This window comes from Weizmannia acidilactici, assembly GCF_008974225.1.
Classification (GTDB): domain Bacteria; phylum Bacillota; class Bacilli; order Bacillales; family Bacillaceae_C; genus Weizmannia; species Weizmannia acidilactici.
On the sequence record NZ_BKZR01000021.1, the window covers coordinates 37,315 to 53,583 of the forward strand.

Consider the following 16,269-nt stretch of genomic DNA (forward strand, 5'->3'; position numbering starts at 1 on the left):
ATTCTGGAAAGGATGAGATGTGATGACATTATTGGATAACATTATGGCTTTCAATGAGGAATTTGTGGAGAAAAAAGAGTATGAGCCTTATACCACTTCCAAATTTCCGGACAAGCGCATGGTAATTTTTACTTGCATGGATACAAGGATTATCGAATTATTACATAAGGCGATGAATATTAAAAACGGCGATGCGAAAATCGTGAAAAACGCCGGGGCCATCCTGACAAGCCCGTTTGACAGCACGATGCGGAGCCTGCTTGTCGCCATCTACCAGTTGAAGGCGGATGAAGTATTCGTCATCGGCCACTATGACTGCGGCATGACTGGTTTAAAAGGGGAATCTGTGCTTACGAATATGAAAAAACGCGGGGTAGAAGAAAAAACCATTGAGACGCTCACCAACGCTGGGATCGACCTGGGCGAATGGCTGAGCGGTTTTGACCGAGTGGAAAACAGTGTCGAAAAAAGCGTCGGTATCATTAAAAATCATCCGCTCATGGACAAAAAAGTGCCGGTACACGGCCTCGTGATTGACCCGGAAACAGGGAAGCTCGATCTTGTCATCAACGGCTATGAAAATTAAAACGTTCACCTGAGAGATTGCTTCGCCCAGTTTTTCCTATTTTTTAGTACCTTTGTCACATGACAATTTCCCTACACTTCCATGGTAAAATAAATTAGACGGCTTGGCCGGCCAAACATCATGAATGTACACCTGGAAAAAGGACGGTGGCTCCAATGAAAAAAAACGTTTTGCTTGTGGATGATTCGATGTTTATGCGGATGAAACTGAGGGCATTGCTGGAGAGGCACGGTTACCAGGTTGTTGCCGAAGCCAGTGATGGCCTGGAAGCGGTGGAAAGATATACGGCATACCGCCCTGATATTGTCCTGCTCGACATCACGATGCCACACATGGATGGGGTCGCGGCGTTAAAAGAATTGATGAAAATCGACGAAAACGCCAATGTGGTCATGTGCACTGCGCTCGGGAAAAAGTCGCTCATGCTGGAAGCTCTTCAAAGCGGAGCGAAAGATTTTATTGTAAAGCCTTTTTTCGACAACCTGATCCCCGTTTTGGAGAATCTGGGTTAACCCAATCTTATGGAATCCTCATTAAAATATTATATTTTTTTCACAGCGCTTTAGGATTTGGCCTTTATCATAAACGGTGTAGCGAGGACAAGCAGCAAGCAAACACGCTGGACAAATTGCCCTATTTGTCTTACCCCCCTTTCTTTTAGCCGGCCTTTAGCGCCGGTTTTTTAAGCCTTTTTTAAGATACGAAAGGCTATAATGGCAGGGAATTCAAATTTTTTACGAAACAGGTGACATTGATGCAAATCAGTTCAGTTTCTTTCCAAACCGTTACAAGCACGGCAGCAGCTTCATCCAGTTCTTCATCCCAATTGGAAAAATTGCAAAAGCAAAAAACAGAACTGGAAGCGGAAATTAAACAATTGAGTGCTTCTTCTTCGGGATCCACGGACAATTCTCAGCAGTTAAAGCAGCTGCAGACGCAATTGCAGCAAATTGAAGTGGAAATCCAAAGATTGGAAGCCGAAAGCAAGTCGGATTCAACTCCTGCGGCGGCACAAGCCCAATCGCAGGACGAGGTGACGATCAGCAACGCGGCTTATGCGCTGTATAACCAGTTGCAAGCAAACCCGGCATCGGAGTAATGGAAAAACACAGAGAACATATTCAATGGAAAAAAGCAGGCGCCGATGATAGCCCCTGCTTTTTTCTTATTTTACGCGCAATCTTTCCCCGACATAGATCGTATAGTCATCATCCAAATTATTCCATTCCTTGATTTGCTGGATGCTGGAACCATATTCTTTGCTTAACGAATAGACTGTATCCCCTTTGACCACTTTCTGGTACGTTGCCCCGCTCTTCTTTTTCAGGCCGAACGCCTTGGCCAACCCGTTGACATGCCCTTGCGCGACATCTTCTATCCAGCTGTTTTGTTTCATTTTTGCCGCATCGCTTGCCCGGTCAATAAAGCCGTTTTCCGTCAGCAACGCCGGCATGCGCGATTCCCGGAGCACATGGAGGTCGGCCTCTTTTCTGCCCCTGTCCTGTAAATCATTGAGTTTCAGCACTTCCTGGTGGATCGTCTTTTGGTATGTTGTGGTAGGGGAGCAGACATCGGGGTAAACATAACTTTCAAATCCCGTCCCCGCTCCTGAATTAATATGGATCGAGAGAAAGTAATCAGCACCCCAGCTGTTCGCTGTATCGGTGCGGTCTTCCAAGGAAATAAATGTATCGGTCGTCCGCGACATTTTTACGGAAACATTTTCGTAATCATTTGTTAAAATGGTCCGGATTTTTTTGCCAATCACCAAAGTAATATCCTTTTCTTCCAGCCCGTTTCCTGTTGCGCCCGGGTCTTTTCCTCCATGCCCGGGATCAAGAAAAAGTTTAAACATTTTCTTCACCCCTTTTCGTTTCCCTCACTCCCTACATATCTTTTAAACTGAATTCCGGTCACTTTCCCGCCATATGTTTCGCGCCGCTTTACAATCCGCTCGCTGACAGCCCGAGCATAAACCCTTTGATGATCCCTTCTTTCAAATTGCTTCCGGTATAAAAAATTCCGAACCCGAGGCCGAAAATAACGGCAAGAAGCGGGAAATATTTTGCCGGAAACCCGATCCGCTTGAACATTTCCCCCAAGCCCATGATGATTGGGATCATGCCAACCTGATAGACGTCTTACATATACCGTCCCCCTTTTCCATATGCTATTCAAGGGGTTAGAATTAGAAGCGGGAAATCTCGTGGCAGGAAAATTTGCCTTTATCCTCCACAAAAAATAAAGATTTGGAAGTGCTTTAAACTGAATTTATTACGGTTAAATTGATTAATATATTACTAAAGATATAAAACAACATCGGTGCCATTGCAAGATGGATCACAAATTTATTTCTCTACGTGCAGAAGAAAACCGTCCTCGCCTGGATACCTTAGTAAAGCTGCAACAAATCCGCCGAAAAATGCAAAAAGGCTTTTCAAAAACAACTTTTTCGTATATAATAATATCTGTTCATTTTAACAACACAGATATGGCTCCGTAGCTCAGTGGATAGAGCGTCGGTTTCCTAAACCGTGCGTCGGAGGTTCGAGTCCTCTCGGGGCCGCTTATATAGAGAGAAAGCACAAGGGAAGGTTGCCCTTGTGCTTTTTATCATGTCGTTTCCCATGGCTCCAAAGCTTTCAGGATGTCATTGCGTGGAAATTTTAAGGGGGATTATAAAATGAAAAAAGCTGGCTTTGGTTGCCTTGGATTTTTTGTCGTTCTGGCGGTCATCGCTGTTGTCATAAATGCCGTTAAATTTTTGTTTTCACATATTAACGGCTTTTTCCTGGCTTTCGCATTCCTGTCCTTGCTTTTTGCTTTTTTAAGTTTTTTCTTCCCGCGCCTCGGCTTTTGGGCAAAGAAAAAAACAAAGTTTTCTTCCAGTACGGGATATTTCATCCTTGCCATCATTTTTTTCATTCTTTTCGGAATCACGGCACCAACACAGGATACAACGCATCAAAAGAGTGATTATCAAACAGCTGCTACCAAAGCGAAAAACACCGCCGGCAAGTCCGGCAGCAATCCTAAAGAAGATAAAAGCAAACCGGCTGAGGCTGCGGTACCTGCAGTAAAAAAACATAAAAAAATTTCCACTCCATCCAACCAGCATGCCGCAACATTGGTAGAAACGGTTGATGGGGATACAATCAAAGTCATCTATAAAGGGAAAGAAAAAACAGTGCGCTATTTGCTGGTGGATACACCGGAAGAGAAAAAACCGGGTACCTGCGTCCAGCCGTATGCCGTGAGTGCCTATAACAAAAATAAACAATTGGTCAACAGCGGCAAGTTGACGCTGGAATTCGAAACAAACGGCGATACCCGCGATAAATACGGCCGTCTTCTTGCCTATGTGTATGTAAATGGAAAATCGGTGCAGGAAGAATTGCTGAAAGACGGTTATGCCCGGGTCGCTTATATTTATCATCCGCCGTACAAATATTTGTCAAAATACGAAAAAGACGAAAAGATTGCAGAAAACAAGCACTTACATATTTGGTCTCAAAAAGGATATGCCACCGATTCCGGATTTAACGGCTGCTCGAAATCAACTGCCGCTGCGAAATCATCATCCGCAAAGCAGTCCGGTACGGGCGGGGCCGGAAGCTCAAGTGCATACCAAAACAACCCTGCAGATGACCAGGAAAGCAACATGGTCTGCAAAGGAAAAATTAAAGGCAATGCAAACAGCAAAATTTATCATTTACCGGGGAATCCATATTACAACCGGACAAAGGACAATATTGTATGGTTCTGTACAGAGGCGCAGGCGAAAAAAGCCGGGTACAGGCCTTCCAAATAAACACAAGGGTACCATGCCCTTGTGTTTTTACTTTTCTCCGTATGGTTTTACAACTTGAAAACCGAGTTTTTCAGCTTCATCCCTGTCAAAACCCTCGTCCTGGTGCATACAGTACACTTTATCCCTGAATGCCGGGCCGATGATTTCTGCCAATTTGCGGAGCGACAAGTGCACATTGTCTTCGTAATCCGCTTTGCACGTATCCTGATAAAAAGCGCCAAATGCACCGCCGGTTAGTTTTTCTAAAATAGACGCGGGAATTTCACAACAGTCGCCACTGTAATAAATCAACTCGTTTTGAATCCTCAGCACATAGCCGAAACAGTGCAGTTCGGGAACATGCCTGACCGGAACCGCTTCAAACCGGATAGAAAGTTCTGGAATTTCAATCTCTTCTCCGGGAGTGAATTCTTTCAGGATATACGTTTTTTCCTCCGCGCCCATCATGTCCAATAGCATACGGATGTTTAAGTCTTTAGGCGCATAGACCGTTACAGCCGGCTCCGCCATTTTCCCTATGATCCAATAACCATAAAGCACCAGATCCCCAAGCGATCCTACGTGGTCGGCATGCGTATGGGTCAAAACGACATGGATTCGGTCCGCTTTTTGCAAAATCCCTGATTCCCGCAGCCTTGCAAATGTGCTACTCCCGCAGTCAATGAGAAAAAGCGTCTGGCCTTTTATGTAAAAAGCGCTATTGTTTCCGAGTTCCGTATGAAAAGCGCTGCCGCAGCCAATAAATTCAAGCATCATCATCCCTCCTTGTTTCCCCCATTTTAAACGTAAGGAATGCCGCATGTCCATAAGCGCGTTAAAATGTGTGTTTCATCGGCTTCCGCAAAATGAGGGAAACTTCAATTTTTTTGCAAATCGTTAAATAATGCATCATCATTACAAGAAGCGTCCCCGTATTCATTGCGATCATGACACCCGCCATTTGATACTGCGGATTGACGCCGAGAAAATAAATCAGACAGTACATCACGGCCGTTGACCAAACAAAATGCGCCAATGCATCCCTGACCAGCCCGAGCCCGATTAAAAACGCCTGCATCGGAATGACAAAATAATGGAACAAAAAATACGGCCATAAAAGCTGCACATAAACGGCCGCGGCGGCAGAATGTGAAAACAGCGCAGCGAGTGGAACAGCGAATAGATAAATGATCACTACGGCCGGCAACCCGTAAACGAATGTCATCATCATGACCTGCTGCAACAGTTTTTGCAGCTTCAAGCCGTCTTTTTTGACGTATGCTTCCGAAACGGTCGGAATCAGCACCGTTGATAAGGAGTGGGCAATAAAAGCCGGGAAAAAACCGATCGTAAAAGCTACGCCCGCCATCAGCCCGAAATGTTCATTCGCCATTGTTTCCGTCATACCCGATTTGACGAGCACCCATTTAATAAAAAATGGCTCAATGGCGTTTGTAATCGAATGAAAGACGCGCATGCCAGTTGTCGGCAGGGAAACTGCAAGCAAACTTCTCCGGATCGTTTTCCCGCCCATCTCCGCCTGTTCTTTTTTCTTCAGCATTTTCATTTGTAGCACAAACATATGGAAAAGATACAGCAGCACAATCAGGTCGCTCCCGACAAGCGTGCACAGCGCAATGAAAATGGACAGCTCCAAATCAAACTGAATCCAATGGAATAGAAAAACAAGCAAAACGAGTTGCATGATTTTTCTCAGGAAATTGGCGACGGCAATTTTTCCCATTTGCTGGACACCCATAAAATACCCTCTTGCGATCGAGGAAAATGCTATAATCGGGATAAGGGCAACGATCAGCCAACGGATATACGGATGGTAATGCCGGAAAACCGGCAGTGCGTGAAGCCACAAAACGGCTGCTGCCATCAAAAGAAGCACAAACAGAATCGTCAGGCGGATCGTATACTGCAGCATGCCGCGGTGGTATTTTTCTTCTTTTTCAGCAATAAATTTTGAAATCGAGATCGGCAGTTCCATGCTGGCAATCGTCACAATTAAAAAAATCACCGGCAAAATCGACATATACAAACCCATGCCATGTGCCCCGAGTTCGTTCGCTAGCACCATATTGGTCAAAAATTCAATGCATTCTCCTATAAAAGCGACACCGATCAGAATCAGCGCTCCTTTAAAAAACACTGCCATGTTCTGCCTCTTCTCCTTATCTTGGAAAACTTTTTCAATATTAAAGGATATGAGGCAAGCCCGGAGAAACATTACAATAAAAATATGCAAGATTGGAGAAGCCTGTATGTCAGAAGAACAAGTCATCCGCAAAAAACATATCTTGGTCACAAAAGAAAGGCTTATGGAAGATTTCCGCAAACTGGGGCTTGCGGAAGGCATGACCGTGATCGTCCACTCTTCTTTAAGCTCGATTGGCTGGGTTTGCGGGGGAGAAGTTGCCGTAATCCAAGCATTAATGGAAGTCATTACCAATCAAGGGACCATTGTGATGCCGGCGCAAACAACGAATAATTCGGATCCGGCTTATTGGGAAAATCCGCCTATCCCGGAAGAATGGTGGGATGAGATCCGCAAATCCATACCGGCCTTCGATCCGCGGATTACCCCCACTTATGGGATGGGCCGGATTGCTGAACTTTTCCGGACATTCCCGGGCGTTTTAAGGAGCAATCACCCAAACTGTTCGTTTACAGCATGGGGCCGTGACGCAAAATATATTGTGGAAGGCCACTCGCTTGACTTCCCGTTCGGGGAAAAATCCCCGCTCGCCCGCATTTACGATAAGAACGGGTATATTTTGCTGCTCGGGGTTGATTATCTTTCCAATACTTCGATGCACCTTGGCGAATACCGTTCGTCGCGGTACACAACCGTATTTAAACAGAGCTGCGCCATGATGGTAAACGGCAAAAGGGTATGGAAGTCATACAAAGATTATGAAGAAAACTCCGATTTGTTCAATAAAATCGGCCGCGCTTTTGAACGCAGCCACAAAGTGAAAACCGGTTTTGTCGGCGCGGCCCTGTCCAGGCTGATGAAACAGCGGGCGCTGGTCGATTTCACCGAACAATTTTTGGATAATTCTCAGAAGCATGATGAAGGAGATAACGAGTAAGTTATCTTCTTTTTTGGAACGCAGCTTACACTTCATGCAGATTTGCTACGCAGATTCATGCGAGTTCAGCTTTTTTTCATGCAAAATTCACACGCGTTCATGTTCCGAATCCCCGATTTATGTGGATATCTTAACTTCTATGATCCGGTAATCGTGCCGCCGTTAACATGAAGAACCTGCCCGGTAACATAGCTGGAATCACCGGATGCAAGATATACATAAGCCGGCGCCAGTTCATACGGCTGGCCGGCACGTTTCATCGGCACGTCGCGTCCGAATTTTGCAACCTGCTCAGCGCTGAAGCTCGACGGGATCAGCGGCGTCCAGATCGGACCGGGCGCCACCGCATTTACACGGATCCCTTTCTTAACAAGATTTTGCGACAACGACCTTGTGAATGCCACAATCGCTCCTTTTGTCGAGGCATAGTCAATCAAAGATTTATGCCCTTCATAAGCAGCAACCGATGTTGTATTGATGATCGAACTGCCCGCTCTCAAATAAGGCAGCGCGGCTTTTACCATATAGAAAAAGCTGTAAATATTGTTTTTAAACGTCAAATCCCACTGCTCGTTTGTAATATCGAGGAAGTTATCCTGGGTAAACTGCATCGCATGGTTGTTGACAAGAATATCCAGGCGCCCGAAAGTGTCGATCGTTTGTTTCACCACATTCCGGCAATGAGCCGGCTCCTTCAAATCCCCTGGAATAAGCAGGCACCGCCTCCCCAGCTCTTCAATTCTCCGTTTCGTGCGCTCGGCATCTTCGTTTTCGTACTCGTAAAAATACGGGATTACCATATCTGCGCCTTCTTTGGCAAAAGCAATCGCAACGGCCGCCCCGATTCCGCTGTCCCCGCCGGTCACAATTGCCATTTTATTTTTCAATTTGCCCGATCCCGAATACGATAGATCTTCCACCAACGGGCGCGGGTTCATCAGCTTCTCGATCCCCGGCTGTTTCGGCTGATGCTGCGGCGGAAACGTATATTTCGGCCTGTGATGCCGTGAAACCGGTTCATGCTGTGGCGGATAAAAATATGCATAAGGCTGCTGCCAATACAAAATGGATCACCTCTTTATCCAGGCTTTTTCCATTTAGTGTATTCGCCATAAGAAATTCCGTGACAGCCGCACTAATTTCCCAGAACCGTTTCCAATACAATTTCATCAAAATTTTTTACGAAAGCCATTTCCGGGTCGATACAAAGCGGATCATGCCATGTTAACTGAAGAAATGCTTCGACAACGGATTTTTGACGTTCCCCGGTCCCTGCATCTTCCAACGCGACCACGCTTTCGAAAATTTTCACCATTTGCTTGGCGATCCGTTTGCAATGGTAAGTTTGGGCTGCCTCGTCTTTCGCTTCCATGACAAACCGGCAAGTTTCTTCCAGCTGTTCAATCCCGGCAGATAACAAGGCTCCCGCCTGCAAGACAGAAGTTTTTCTTTTCATCTCTTTAATGAACATTTCATGGGCGTTGAATTTCCGCATCAGGCGCAGCACTTCAAGTCCGAGAATATTGGCTGTCCCTTCCCAGACGGTAAGCACCTGTGCATCGCGCAAAAGCCTTGGTGTGACAAAGTCTTCAATATAGCCGTTCCCTCCGTGCATTTCGATCGCTTCATGCGCAAAATGGATCGCCTGCTCGGCCGTCTCCATTTTTAAGAGTGCAATCAGAAGGCGCGCCATGATTTGTTCTTTTTTATCCGCTTTTCCGAAAGCAGTCCGGTCAAAAAGTCGGGCAAGTCTGAAAACGGCACTTGTTTCAACTTCCTGCTTCGCCGCCATTTTGACAAGCGTTTCTTTCACCATCGGGTAATCGGCAAGCCTATGGCCAAATGCCGTTCTTCTTAGCGCATATGCCCGTGCTTCCCTGTAAGCCCGGCGCATAATACCAATTGAAGCAACGGCATTGCAGACGCGCGAAAGGTTTAACGCCTCCATCATATAGTAAAAACCTTTCGCAGGATCCCCCACGAGATAAGCTTTCGCGCCATCAAACACGACTTCGGCGGACGGCACCGCGCGCACGCCGAGTTTATCTTTCAAGCGGCGGATATAAATGCCGTGCTTTTCACCGTTTTCTTTTTCCCACGGCACTAAAAATAAGCTTAAGCCTTTCGTTCCGGACGGCACCCCTTCACGCCTTGCCAATACCATAGCCACGCCGCACATCCCTGCATTGGAGGCAAAATATTTTTCACCGTAAAGCCGGTAATGGCCCCCTTCTGCAACTGCCCTCGTTTCATTGGCGCCGACATCAGAGCCGCCCTGCCGTTCCGTTAAAAAAGTCGCCCCTTCAAAACGCTCAACTTCCCCCGTTGAAATGAGCTGCCGCAAATAGGCCTGTTTGAGTTCTTCGCTTCCGTAATGGTCGAGCAAAAATGCAGCCGCCGCCGTCAAGGTTACCGGGCAGTAAAACCCGGGTTCCGCCTGCGACAACAAATAGCCTTGCGTAAACGCATACACATAGTTGCCTCTACGGCCCAAATCTGGAATGTTTTTATGGACATAGCCGACAATTCCTTTGTTGTATACCTGCTCAACCGTTTTTAAATAGCCTTCATTCACCCATACTTTTGACACATCTTCCCCGTAACGGTTGTATTTGATGAGTTTCGGCCGGCCTTCGCGGTCGGTGTGCGCCGCACGCTCATCGATCTCCTCCGCACACATCGCCCCGAATTCGGTGCATTCTTTTTCAGCCCACTCAAAAAACTGCGGATCTAAATATTTTTGCAGCAGCCGTCCTAAATTCGGGTCGTCAAGATAAAAGTTCATTCGTCATCCCCCTCAACACTTGTTTTTGAATTTTGCCCGTGGCGTTCCTCGGCAGCTCATCGATTACTTCATACAGTTTTGGAATTTTATAGGAGGCAAGTTTTCCAGATAGGAAGCGATTGCATTCTCCTTCAATATCACCGATCGGTTCCTCCAACACGAGAAAAGCTTTTACAGTTTCGCCCCATTCCGGATGCGATACACCGATGACCGCAACTTCTTTTATTTTCGGATGGTTAATCAACACATCCTCGATTTCTTTCGGATACACATTGACGCCGCCTGAGATGACCATATCTTTTTTTCGGTCTACTACCCAGAAAAAGCCGTCTTCATCTTTTCTTGCAAGATCACCCGTGAGCAGCCAGCCGTTTTGTAAGACGAGGTTTGTTTCCTCGGGATCGCGGAGATAACCCTTCATCACACTCTCCCCATATAACGCGATTTCACCGACTTCTTTCATTCCCACTTCTTCCCCTTGATCATTCACAAGCCTGATTTCCGTTCCAAGGGCTGCGCGTTTCCCTATGCTTCCCGCTTTTTCTTTGTGTTCTTCCGGTAGCAGCAAGGTTCCACTTGGCCCCGCTTCTGTCAGACCGTAAACGCATACAAGTCGGTCTGTTTGAAAAGCTTTCTGCACCATTTCGACTTCCTGTTTTGAAAGCGGTGCGCCGCCGTACACCCAATATTGCATGCTGGATAAATCGTAATCGTTCAAATTTGGCAGTTTTGCCGTAAACAAATAAGCAACAGGGGCACCAAAGAAATGGGTAATGCGTTCTTGTTCGACCGTTTCGGCCAGCGCTCCCGGCGTAAAAACAGGCGAAAGCACATGGGTTGCACCTACAATCGTGCCCGCAACCAAAAACAGGTGCAACGGTGCCGAATGGCTGAGTGGCATCATATGCAAAATTCTGCTTTCCGGTTTCATCGACATTTCTACACACATCATCCAAGCGGAAGTCAAAATATTACGGCAAGTAAACAGCACGCCTTTTGGTTTCCCTGTCGTGCCGGAAGTGTAGAGAATGGATGCATCATCGTCTTCCTTTAAAAGGCAGCGGATTTCCGTATCGGTCGCGTTCCCGATCAGTTCTGTAAAAGTTTGCCAACTGGATGCAGCAGTACCGGTTTTTATTTTCAAAAGTTGCTCCGGAAACTCCGCCTTTTTTATGCCGTCAAAAAGCCGTTCATGAACCAAAAACGCGGATGCTTCGCTGTGCTCTAAAATATATTCGAGTTCAGCACGGCTTGATTTAGCATTGATCGGTACCGCTATGCCGCCAAGGCGGAGTACGGCAAAATAAGAAATGACAAATTCAACAGTGTTCGGCATCATGATTACCGCTCCGGCGCCCGGCCGGAAGCCGCGGTTTTGAAGAGCGTTCGCCAAACGGTTCACTTTTTTGTCCAGTTCCCGGTACGTCAGCCGTTCATCCGGTGAAACAACGGCTTCCTGGAACGGATACTTTCGTGCATTTCGTGCCAATAATTCAGGAATGTTCATCCCTGCTCCTCCCTTAGCTTTTTTAAGCGTGTTTGAAAGTCAGATAAGTATTTTTCCAATTCGGCCTGTAGTTCCCGAAGTTCCTGAATTTTCCGGATGACTTCCTGCCGTTTCTGCTCGCCGTATTCAATCGTTTTTTCCAATTGTTTGATACCGGTGCGGTCGCGGTCAAACAGCTCAATCATTTCTTTGATTTCTTCGAGAGTAAAGTGTAATTGTTTCCCGCGGAAAATGAGTTTTAGCCTTGTGTAGTCTTTTTTGGAGTAACATCTTCTGCCGTTCGGAGCGCGTTTTGGTTTAAGCAGGCCGAGTTCTTCGTAGTAGCGGATCGTCCGGGTCGTCACGTCGAACTCGCCCGCCAATTCGGATGTGGTATAAGGCACCTCACTCCCCTCCTGTCTTTTGAACTATCATACTATTTACGTTAACGTTAACTTCAATATGATAATACAGATTCCTTTTTGCATTTGCGAAATTCCATTAGATCTCTGCTTTTTCGGGGGATGGAACAACTTCAAATGGGAACGCACAACCCCATTTTGGAATGAACCAAAACTTCAACTATATTCCATTCCACACTTTAGTGCTAAAACCGCTCATTTTGAAACAAACCGGCTTATATGTAAACCTATTTAAAATTTAAGTTGACATATATTTACTGTTTTTTTAATCTATTAGTATACAAAACAAGAAAAAGGGATGTGGAATAAATGTCAGCAAAAAAATTCCGTGCCATTGACTTGTGTTATGCGGGGATGTTTGCCGCGCTGATGGCGATTGGGGCAAATATTACATCAATTGCGCCGTTTCTTGTCGTCGGAGGGGTGCCGATTACATTACAAACCTTTTTTGCCGTGCTGGCGGGGGCAGTACTCGGGAGCATGCTCGGGGCCCTATCAATGGTTGCTTATATGCTGATCGGCTTATTGGGGGCGCCGGTTTTTGCGCAGTTCAGCGGCGGGTTCCAAACCGTCGTAAGCCCGTCATTCGGATTCATTCTCAGTTTTATTGCAGCCGCATATGCAACCGGCAAAGTCATTGAAAAGCGCCAAAATCTAACAGCGTACTTCATCGCTGCCATCATCGGTCTGGTTCTCAATTATTTCATAGGAACCAACTGGATGTACGCTGCCTATAAAATTTGGGCACAGGCCCCGCAGGCGTTCAGTTACAAAATGGCCTGGCTTTGGATGGCTGTGCCGCTTCCGAAAGACATCATCTTATCGCTGTTTGCGGGCTGGCTGGCACACCGTATCCGGGCGGTTTCCCCAGTCATCGCGTTAAAACGATAGGCTTGCCTTTTGTTACAATGACGGTATGTTCCACTTGCGCCACAAAACTCCCGTCCGGCGTCACATATGTCCATCCGTCACCTGATTCGACCACTTCATCGGCGCCGGTCGACACAAACGGTTCAAATGCAATGACCATACCGTCTTGTAACAAATCTGTATCTTCCGGATCGTAATAATTTAAAATATACTCCGGATCTTCATGCAGCGCCCTTCCTACACCGTGGCCCGTCAAATTCAGCAGCACCTCGAATCCGCTTCTGTACACTTCTTTTTCAACCGCCCGACCGATTTGGTTTTGTTTTTTCCCAGCCCTGATCTTTTCAAGGCCCCGGTCGAACGCCCTTTGCGCACATTCGCAAAGGGCGAAAAGTTCCGAATCCCCTTTTCCAACCACAAAAGAGATCCCCGTATCGGCATAATATCCGTTCAACGATCCCGATACATCGACATTCACAAGATCCCCTTCGCGCAGTACTCTGTTTCCGGGGATTCCGTGTGCCACTTCTTCATTTACGCTGATGCATGTGTAACCCGGAAAATCATACTCTCCTTTTGGGCCTGAAATTGCCCCGTTTTCTTCAAATCTTCTACCTGCCAATTCATCCAATTCTTTCGTCGAGATGCCGGGTTTTGCCTTCTCTTTTAATTCGTCGCGGATCGCCGCAACGAGCCGGCCGATTTTTTTTAATCCTTCCAAATCTTCTTCTGACCTGACAATCATCGAGATCGTTCCTTTCAATAGTGGAGTATGCTTCCATTATATAAAAATAAATTTTTAATTCAAAATTAGACATAATTCTGCCAGTTTGAACGGCACTCCCCTTAACAAACAAAAAAGATTGGAAACTGAACCCTCTGTTTATTAAGACAGAACAGTGCCACTCATTTAAAATTTTGTCGTTTATGTAATGTTTTTGTAATATTATTTAATGTTAGCGTAACCAAAAATTCGACAAAAATTGGTATATTGGATTTGCGTGATTACGAGATAGAGGTGGAAAAATGAGAAAGATAGCTCCAATACTGCTTTCTTGTATGTTAGGTTTTGGTTTTCTGCTTCCATCTAAACAAACGGAAGCCGCTACATACTCACCGGCAAAAGTTGTAAAAACAGCAAAACATTACATTGGCACGCCGTATAAATGGGGCGGAACTACTCCATCCGGTTTTGATTGTTCAGGATTTGTAAAATATACTTACAAAAAGAACGGAAAAACCCTCCCAAGAACAGCAGCCGCCATGTATACAAAAGGCAAAAAAGTCAGCAAATCGAAATTAAAACCGGGAGATCTGGTTTTCTTCCATACCTATACAAGAGGAGTATCGCATGTTGCCATTTATATTGGCCATAACCAAGTCATCCATTCCGTATCGCAAGGGGTAAAAATCGACAGCCTGAATAATCCTTATTGGAAACCACGTTATATCGGCGCAAAAAGGCTATAACCCTCAAAACTTTGGGGACCTTTGCCGATATTTTTTTGCTTTTTTATGAAGCTTTCCACTGGTTGCTTCCATTATTCCAGTGACAATCTTGCTTGTTTACCAATGGTGCTTACCCCACGGAAAAAACACCGCTTATGGTTTACCGTTACAACGGCGGTTTTTGGTTTCTTATTCAAGCCGTTCGAAATACGGGTTATTTTTCTCATTTACTCTTTCCTTCGCAGAGCCCGGCATTGCAAAATATTTGCATGGATGGGCAAACAAAATTTCGTGCAGCGGTGGACGCTTGCCTGTAAAAAAAGCAACCGGATTATTTCCGATTACTTTTTCCTTGTTCAACCATTTTCCCGCGTACAAATTCTTTTCTTTTTGGCTCTGTTAAATTTCCATGTTGATTTTTATTTAACTAACGGAGCAGTTTAGTTAAATAAGCTGAGGGTGTTGGTTATTGATTTAAAAGGAATTATTTAGTCCTTGTTGAATTAAATGATTGGAGATTAATGATAGGAGTGAGTTGGAATGAACAAAAATCCGATAAGATAAAAATTAATAAACAATATGGAGGAATTTATATGCTTAGTTATAAAAATTCTACAAAAGAATTATTAGAAAGTGGCACGGATACAGCTATTTTATCTGTTGGAGCCACGGAACAATTCGGTCCATATTTACCGATGCATTTGGATACTTTAATTGCAGAATTATATGCTGAAGCCTATGGGAAAGAGTTAAATGCTTACGTATTACCTACTCTTCCTTTTAATACATCTGAAGAACACGCTAACTGTAAAGGAACGGTTACTGTAAGTCCTAATGTATTAACTAATATGTTAGAAGAGATTATAGTTAATTTAAATAGGCAGGGTTTTAAAAAGTTCGTTCTTTGTTGTGGTCACGGGGGTTCCTACTGGGAAGCAGCGTTTATCAAGCATATCAACTATAAGTATCAAGATTTGATTGTTATAACCCCTCATCATAACGGTCGTACTCCTTGGGAAGAAGCTATTAAAGCAGCTGGATTAGAAGGACTTAATGAGATGCACGGTGGTTTATTATCAGTATGTACCGCAATGTGGTTATGTCCTGAACTTGTAAAACTAAAATCTATGGGTTCGGATGTTCCAACAGAAAATCGAATATACGCTGATTATATCTTCTGGGATAAATTGACGAAGGATGGATGTTGGGGAAAACTTGATGAAAATAGTTTTACTCCTGAAGAACTTGCAGAAAAAGGTAAGAAATTCTGGACAACATTTATTTCAAAAAAATGTGAAGGTTTAAAATCAGTATTGGAAGAAGCCTATCGCAAAAAGACTAGCCGAAGTTAATTAAAAAATCTCTTCCTTAGATGGAAGGATTTTTAGATTGTATTAATTAAATCTTATTCAATCTTAATGAACTAATGAGTGCGAGAGTTGAATAGAACAAGTACAAAAAAAGCTACCTTATCATCATAAGGTGGCTTTTCATTTGGTCGAAAATTAGCAATTAACGATAACAAAGCCTTTCAAAAAATCAGAAAAGGAGTGTTGCGACATGGCAGAAATGCGCGAGTCGAACAATCTTAAAATTAGTGAAGATGCATTGTATGTAAGGAGAAAAATTGTCGAACGATGTTTAGAAGTGTTTAACTCCAGAACAGGTTGAAACGGTTTTAAGTATTTGGCTGTGTTAAAGGTTAATGTTGATATAGCACAAAAATTTAGGAACTTCGGAGTTAAGAAAGTTCTTCTTTTCTTGAAATAACGCCATCGTT

General features: G+C 44.8%; 18 protein-coding genes and 1 tRNA gene. 9 read left to right on the plus strand and 10 right to left on the minus strand.

The window, feature by feature from the left end; all coding sequences use genetic code 11:
* Positions 1–22 precede the first annotated feature (22 nt).
* The 3 genes from GBH70_RS09325 to GBH70_RS09335 all read left to right on the plus strand — a co-directional run bounded on the left by GBH70_RS09325 (position 23) and on the right by GBH70_RS09335 (position 1,685).
* Positions 23–586 (plus strand): beta-class carbonic anhydrase, encoded by a 564-nt coding sequence (locus GBH70_RS09325; protein WP_151680785.1) that lies wholly within the window; start codon positions 23–25, stop codon positions 584–586.
* Between the two features lie 155 nt (positions 587–741).
* Positions 742–1,098, plus strand: coding sequence for a response regulator (locus tag GBH70_RS09330; protein ID WP_151680786.1), 357 nt, complete (start codon positions 742–744; stop codon positions 1,096–1,098).
* Between the two features lie 242 nt (positions 1,099–1,340).
* The gene (locus GBH70_RS09335; protein WP_151680787.1) at positions 1,341–1,685 is read left to right on the plus strand and encodes a FlxA-like family protein; all 345 of its coding nucleotides are present in this window, start codon (positions 1,341–1,343) and stop codon (positions 1,683–1,685) included.
* Positions 1,686–1,751: 66 nt separating this feature from the next.
* Here GBH70_RS09335 and GBH70_RS09340 read toward each other — a convergent pair whose 3' ends face one another.
* Entirely contained in the window at positions 1,752–2,441 is a 690-nt protein-coding gene (locus tag GBH70_RS09340; protein WP_151680788.1) for an N-acetylmuramoyl-L-alanine amidase family protein, read from the minus strand.
* Between the two features lie 88 nt (positions 2,442–2,529).
* The gene (locus tag GBH70_RS09345; protein ID WP_151680789.1) at positions 2,530–2,709 is read right to left on the minus strand and encodes a hypothetical protein; all 180 of its coding nucleotides are present in this window, start codon (positions 2,707–2,709) and stop codon (positions 2,530–2,532) included.
* A gap of 370 nt (positions 2,710–3,079) precedes the next feature.
* Between GBH70_RS09345 and GBH70_RS09350 the strand changes: the two genes are divergently transcribed.
* Positions 3,080–3,152: transfer RNA gene (locus tag GBH70_RS09350), tRNA-Arg, on the plus strand.
* Between the two features lie 117 nt (positions 3,153–3,269).
* Positions 3,270–4,397, plus strand: coding sequence for a thermonuclease family protein (locus GBH70_RS17590; protein WP_151680790.1), 1,128 nt, complete (start codon positions 3,270–3,272; stop codon positions 4,395–4,397).
* 27 nt (positions 4,398–4,424) lie between these two features.
* Here GBH70_RS17590 and GBH70_RS09360 read toward each other — a convergent pair whose 3' ends face one another.
* Entirely contained in the window at positions 4,425–5,150 is a 726-nt protein-coding gene (locus GBH70_RS09360; protein ID WP_151680791.1) for an MBL fold metallo-hydrolase, read from the minus strand.
* A 61-nt stretch (positions 5,151–5,211) separates the two neighbouring features.
* Positions 5,212–6,540 (minus strand): polysaccharide biosynthesis protein, encoded by a 1,329-nt coding sequence (locus GBH70_RS09365; RefSeq protein WP_151680792.1) that lies wholly within the window; start codon positions 6,538–6,540, stop codon positions 5,212–5,214.
* Between the two features lie 106 nt (positions 6,541–6,646).
* Between GBH70_RS09365 and GBH70_RS09370 the strand changes: the two genes are divergently transcribed.
* Positions 6,647–7,477 carry an AAC(3) family N-acetyltransferase gene (locus GBH70_RS09370; protein WP_151680793.1) on the plus strand — a complete coding sequence of 277 codons (831 nt, stop codon included), beginning with the start codon at positions 6,647–6,649 and terminating at the stop codon, positions 7,475–7,477.
* Positions 7,478–7,614: 137 nt separating this feature from the next.
* Here GBH70_RS09370 and GBH70_RS09375 read toward each other — a convergent pair whose 3' ends face one another.
* The 4 genes from GBH70_RS09375 to GBH70_RS09390 all read right to left on the minus strand — a co-directional run bounded on the left by GBH70_RS09375 (position 7,615) and on the right by GBH70_RS09390 (position 12,152).
* On the minus strand, positions 7,615–8,541 hold the full coding sequence (locus GBH70_RS09375) for an SDR family oxidoreductase (RefSeq protein WP_151680794.1): 927 nt from the start codon (positions 8,539–8,541) through the stop codon (positions 7,615–7,617).
* Positions 8,542–8,612: 71 nt separating this feature from the next.
* Positions 8,613–10,262, minus strand: coding sequence for an acyl-CoA dehydrogenase family protein (locus GBH70_RS09380; protein ID WP_151680795.1), 1,650 nt, complete (start codon positions 10,260–10,262; stop codon positions 8,613–8,615).
* Positions 10,246–11,769, minus strand: coding sequence for a class I adenylate-forming enzyme family protein (locus GBH70_RS09385; RefSeq protein ID WP_151680796.1), 1,524 nt, complete (start codon positions 11,767–11,769; stop codon positions 10,246–10,248). Before GBH70_RS09385 ends, GBH70_RS09380 begins: the two co-directional genes overlap by 17 nt.
* Complete coding sequence (locus tag GBH70_RS09390; protein ID WP_151680797.1) at positions 11,766–12,152, minus strand: MerR family transcriptional regulator; 387 nt, start codon at positions 12,150–12,152, stop codon at positions 11,766–11,768. Before GBH70_RS09390 ends, GBH70_RS09385 begins: the two co-directional genes overlap by 4 nt.
* Positions 12,153–12,479: 327 nt before the next feature.
* Here GBH70_RS09390 and GBH70_RS09395 point away from each other — a divergent pair, with 327 nt between their 5' ends.
* The gene (locus GBH70_RS09395) at positions 12,480–13,061 is read left to right on the plus strand and encodes a biotin transporter BioY (RefSeq protein ID WP_151680798.1); all 582 of its coding nucleotides are present in this window, start codon (positions 12,480–12,482) and stop codon (positions 13,059–13,061) included.
* On the opposite strand, the gene map is transcribed toward GBH70_RS09395, so the two are convergent.
* On the minus strand, positions 13,042–13,785 hold the full coding sequence (map, locus tag GBH70_RS09400; RefSeq protein ID WP_151680799.1) for a type I methionyl aminopeptidase: 744 nt from the start codon (positions 13,783–13,785) through the stop codon (positions 13,042–13,044). The two genes, GBH70_RS09395 and map, sit on opposite strands and share 20 nt — an antisense overlap.
* 281 nt (positions 13,786–14,066) lie before the next feature.
* Between map and GBH70_RS09405 the strand changes: the two genes are divergently transcribed.
* Positions 14,067–14,510, plus strand: a complete 444-nt coding sequence (locus GBH70_RS09405) for a C40 family peptidase (protein ID WP_151680800.1) — start codon at positions 14,067–14,069, stop codon at positions 14,508–14,510.
* A gap of 168 nt (positions 14,511–14,678) precedes the next feature.
* On the opposite strand, the gene GBH70_RS16755 is transcribed toward GBH70_RS09405, so the two are convergent.
* The gene (locus GBH70_RS16755) at positions 14,679–14,849 is read right to left on the minus strand and encodes a hypothetical protein (protein ID WP_172968301.1); all 171 of its coding nucleotides are present in this window, start codon (positions 14,847–14,849) and stop codon (positions 14,679–14,681) included.
* A gap of 170 nt (positions 14,850–15,019) precedes the next feature.
* Here GBH70_RS16755 and GBH70_RS09410 point away from each other — a divergent pair, with 170 nt between their 5' ends.
* Positions 15,020–15,841 (plus strand): creatininase family protein, encoded by an 822-nt coding sequence (locus GBH70_RS09410; RefSeq protein ID WP_253693682.1) that lies wholly within the window; start codon positions 15,020–15,022, stop codon positions 15,839–15,841.
* Positions 15,842–16,269 lie beyond the last annotated feature (428 nt).

Excerpts from the sequence above, each read along its gene's own strand:
- GBH70_RS09325 (WP_151680785.1), top strand. The coding sequence starts at position 23 with ATGACATTATTGGATAACATTATGGCTTTCAATGAGGAATTTGTGGAG.
- GBH70_RS09330 (WP_151680786.1), top strand. The coding sequence starts at position 742 with ATGAAAAAAAACGTTTTGCTTGTGGATGATTCGATGTTTATGCGGATG.
- GBH70_RS09335 (WP_151680787.1), top strand. The coding sequence starts at position 1,341 with ATGCAAATCAGTTCAGTTTCTTTCCAAACCGTTACAAGCACGGCAGCA.
- GBH70_RS09340 (WP_151680788.1), bottom strand. The coding sequence starts at position 2,441 with ATGTTTAAACTTTTTCTTGATCCCGGGCATGGAGGAAAAGACCCGGGC.
- GBH70_RS09345 (WP_151680789.1), bottom strand. The coding sequence starts at position 2,709 with ATGATCCCAATCATCATGGGCTTGGGGGAAATGTTCAAGCGGATCGGG.
- GBH70_RS17590 (WP_151680790.1), top strand. The coding sequence starts at position 3,270 with ATGAAAAAAGCTGGCTTTGGTTGCCTTGGATTTTTTGTCGTTCTGGCG.
- GBH70_RS09360 (WP_151680791.1), bottom strand. The coding sequence starts at position 5,150 with ATGCTTGAATTTATTGGCTGCGGCAGCGCTTTTCATACGGAACTCGGA.
- GBH70_RS09365 (WP_151680792.1), bottom strand. The coding sequence starts at position 6,540 with ATGGCAGTGTTTTTTAAAGGAGCGCTGATTCTGATCGGTGTCGCTTTT.
- GBH70_RS09370 (WP_151680793.1), top strand. The coding sequence starts at position 6,647 with ATGTCAGAAGAACAAGTCATCCGCAAAAAACATATCTTGGTCACAAAA.
- GBH70_RS09380 (WP_151680795.1), bottom strand. The coding sequence starts at position 10,262 with ATGAACTTTTATCTTGACGACCCGAATTTAGGACGGCTGCTGCAAAAA.
- GBH70_RS09385 (WP_151680796.1), bottom strand. The coding sequence starts at position 11,769 with ATGAACATTCCTGAATTATTGGCACGAAATGCACGAAAGTATCCGTTC.
- GBH70_RS09395 (WP_151680798.1), top strand. The coding sequence starts at position 12,480 with ATGTCAGCAAAAAAATTCCGTGCCATTGACTTGTGTTATGCGGGGATG.
- map (WP_151680799.1), bottom strand. The coding sequence starts at position 13,785 with ATGATTGTCAGGTCAGAAGAAGATTTGGAAGGATTAAAAAAAATCGGC.
- GBH70_RS09405 (WP_151680800.1), top strand. The coding sequence starts at position 14,067 with ATGAGAAAGATAGCTCCAATACTGCTTTCTTGTATGTTAGGTTTTGGT.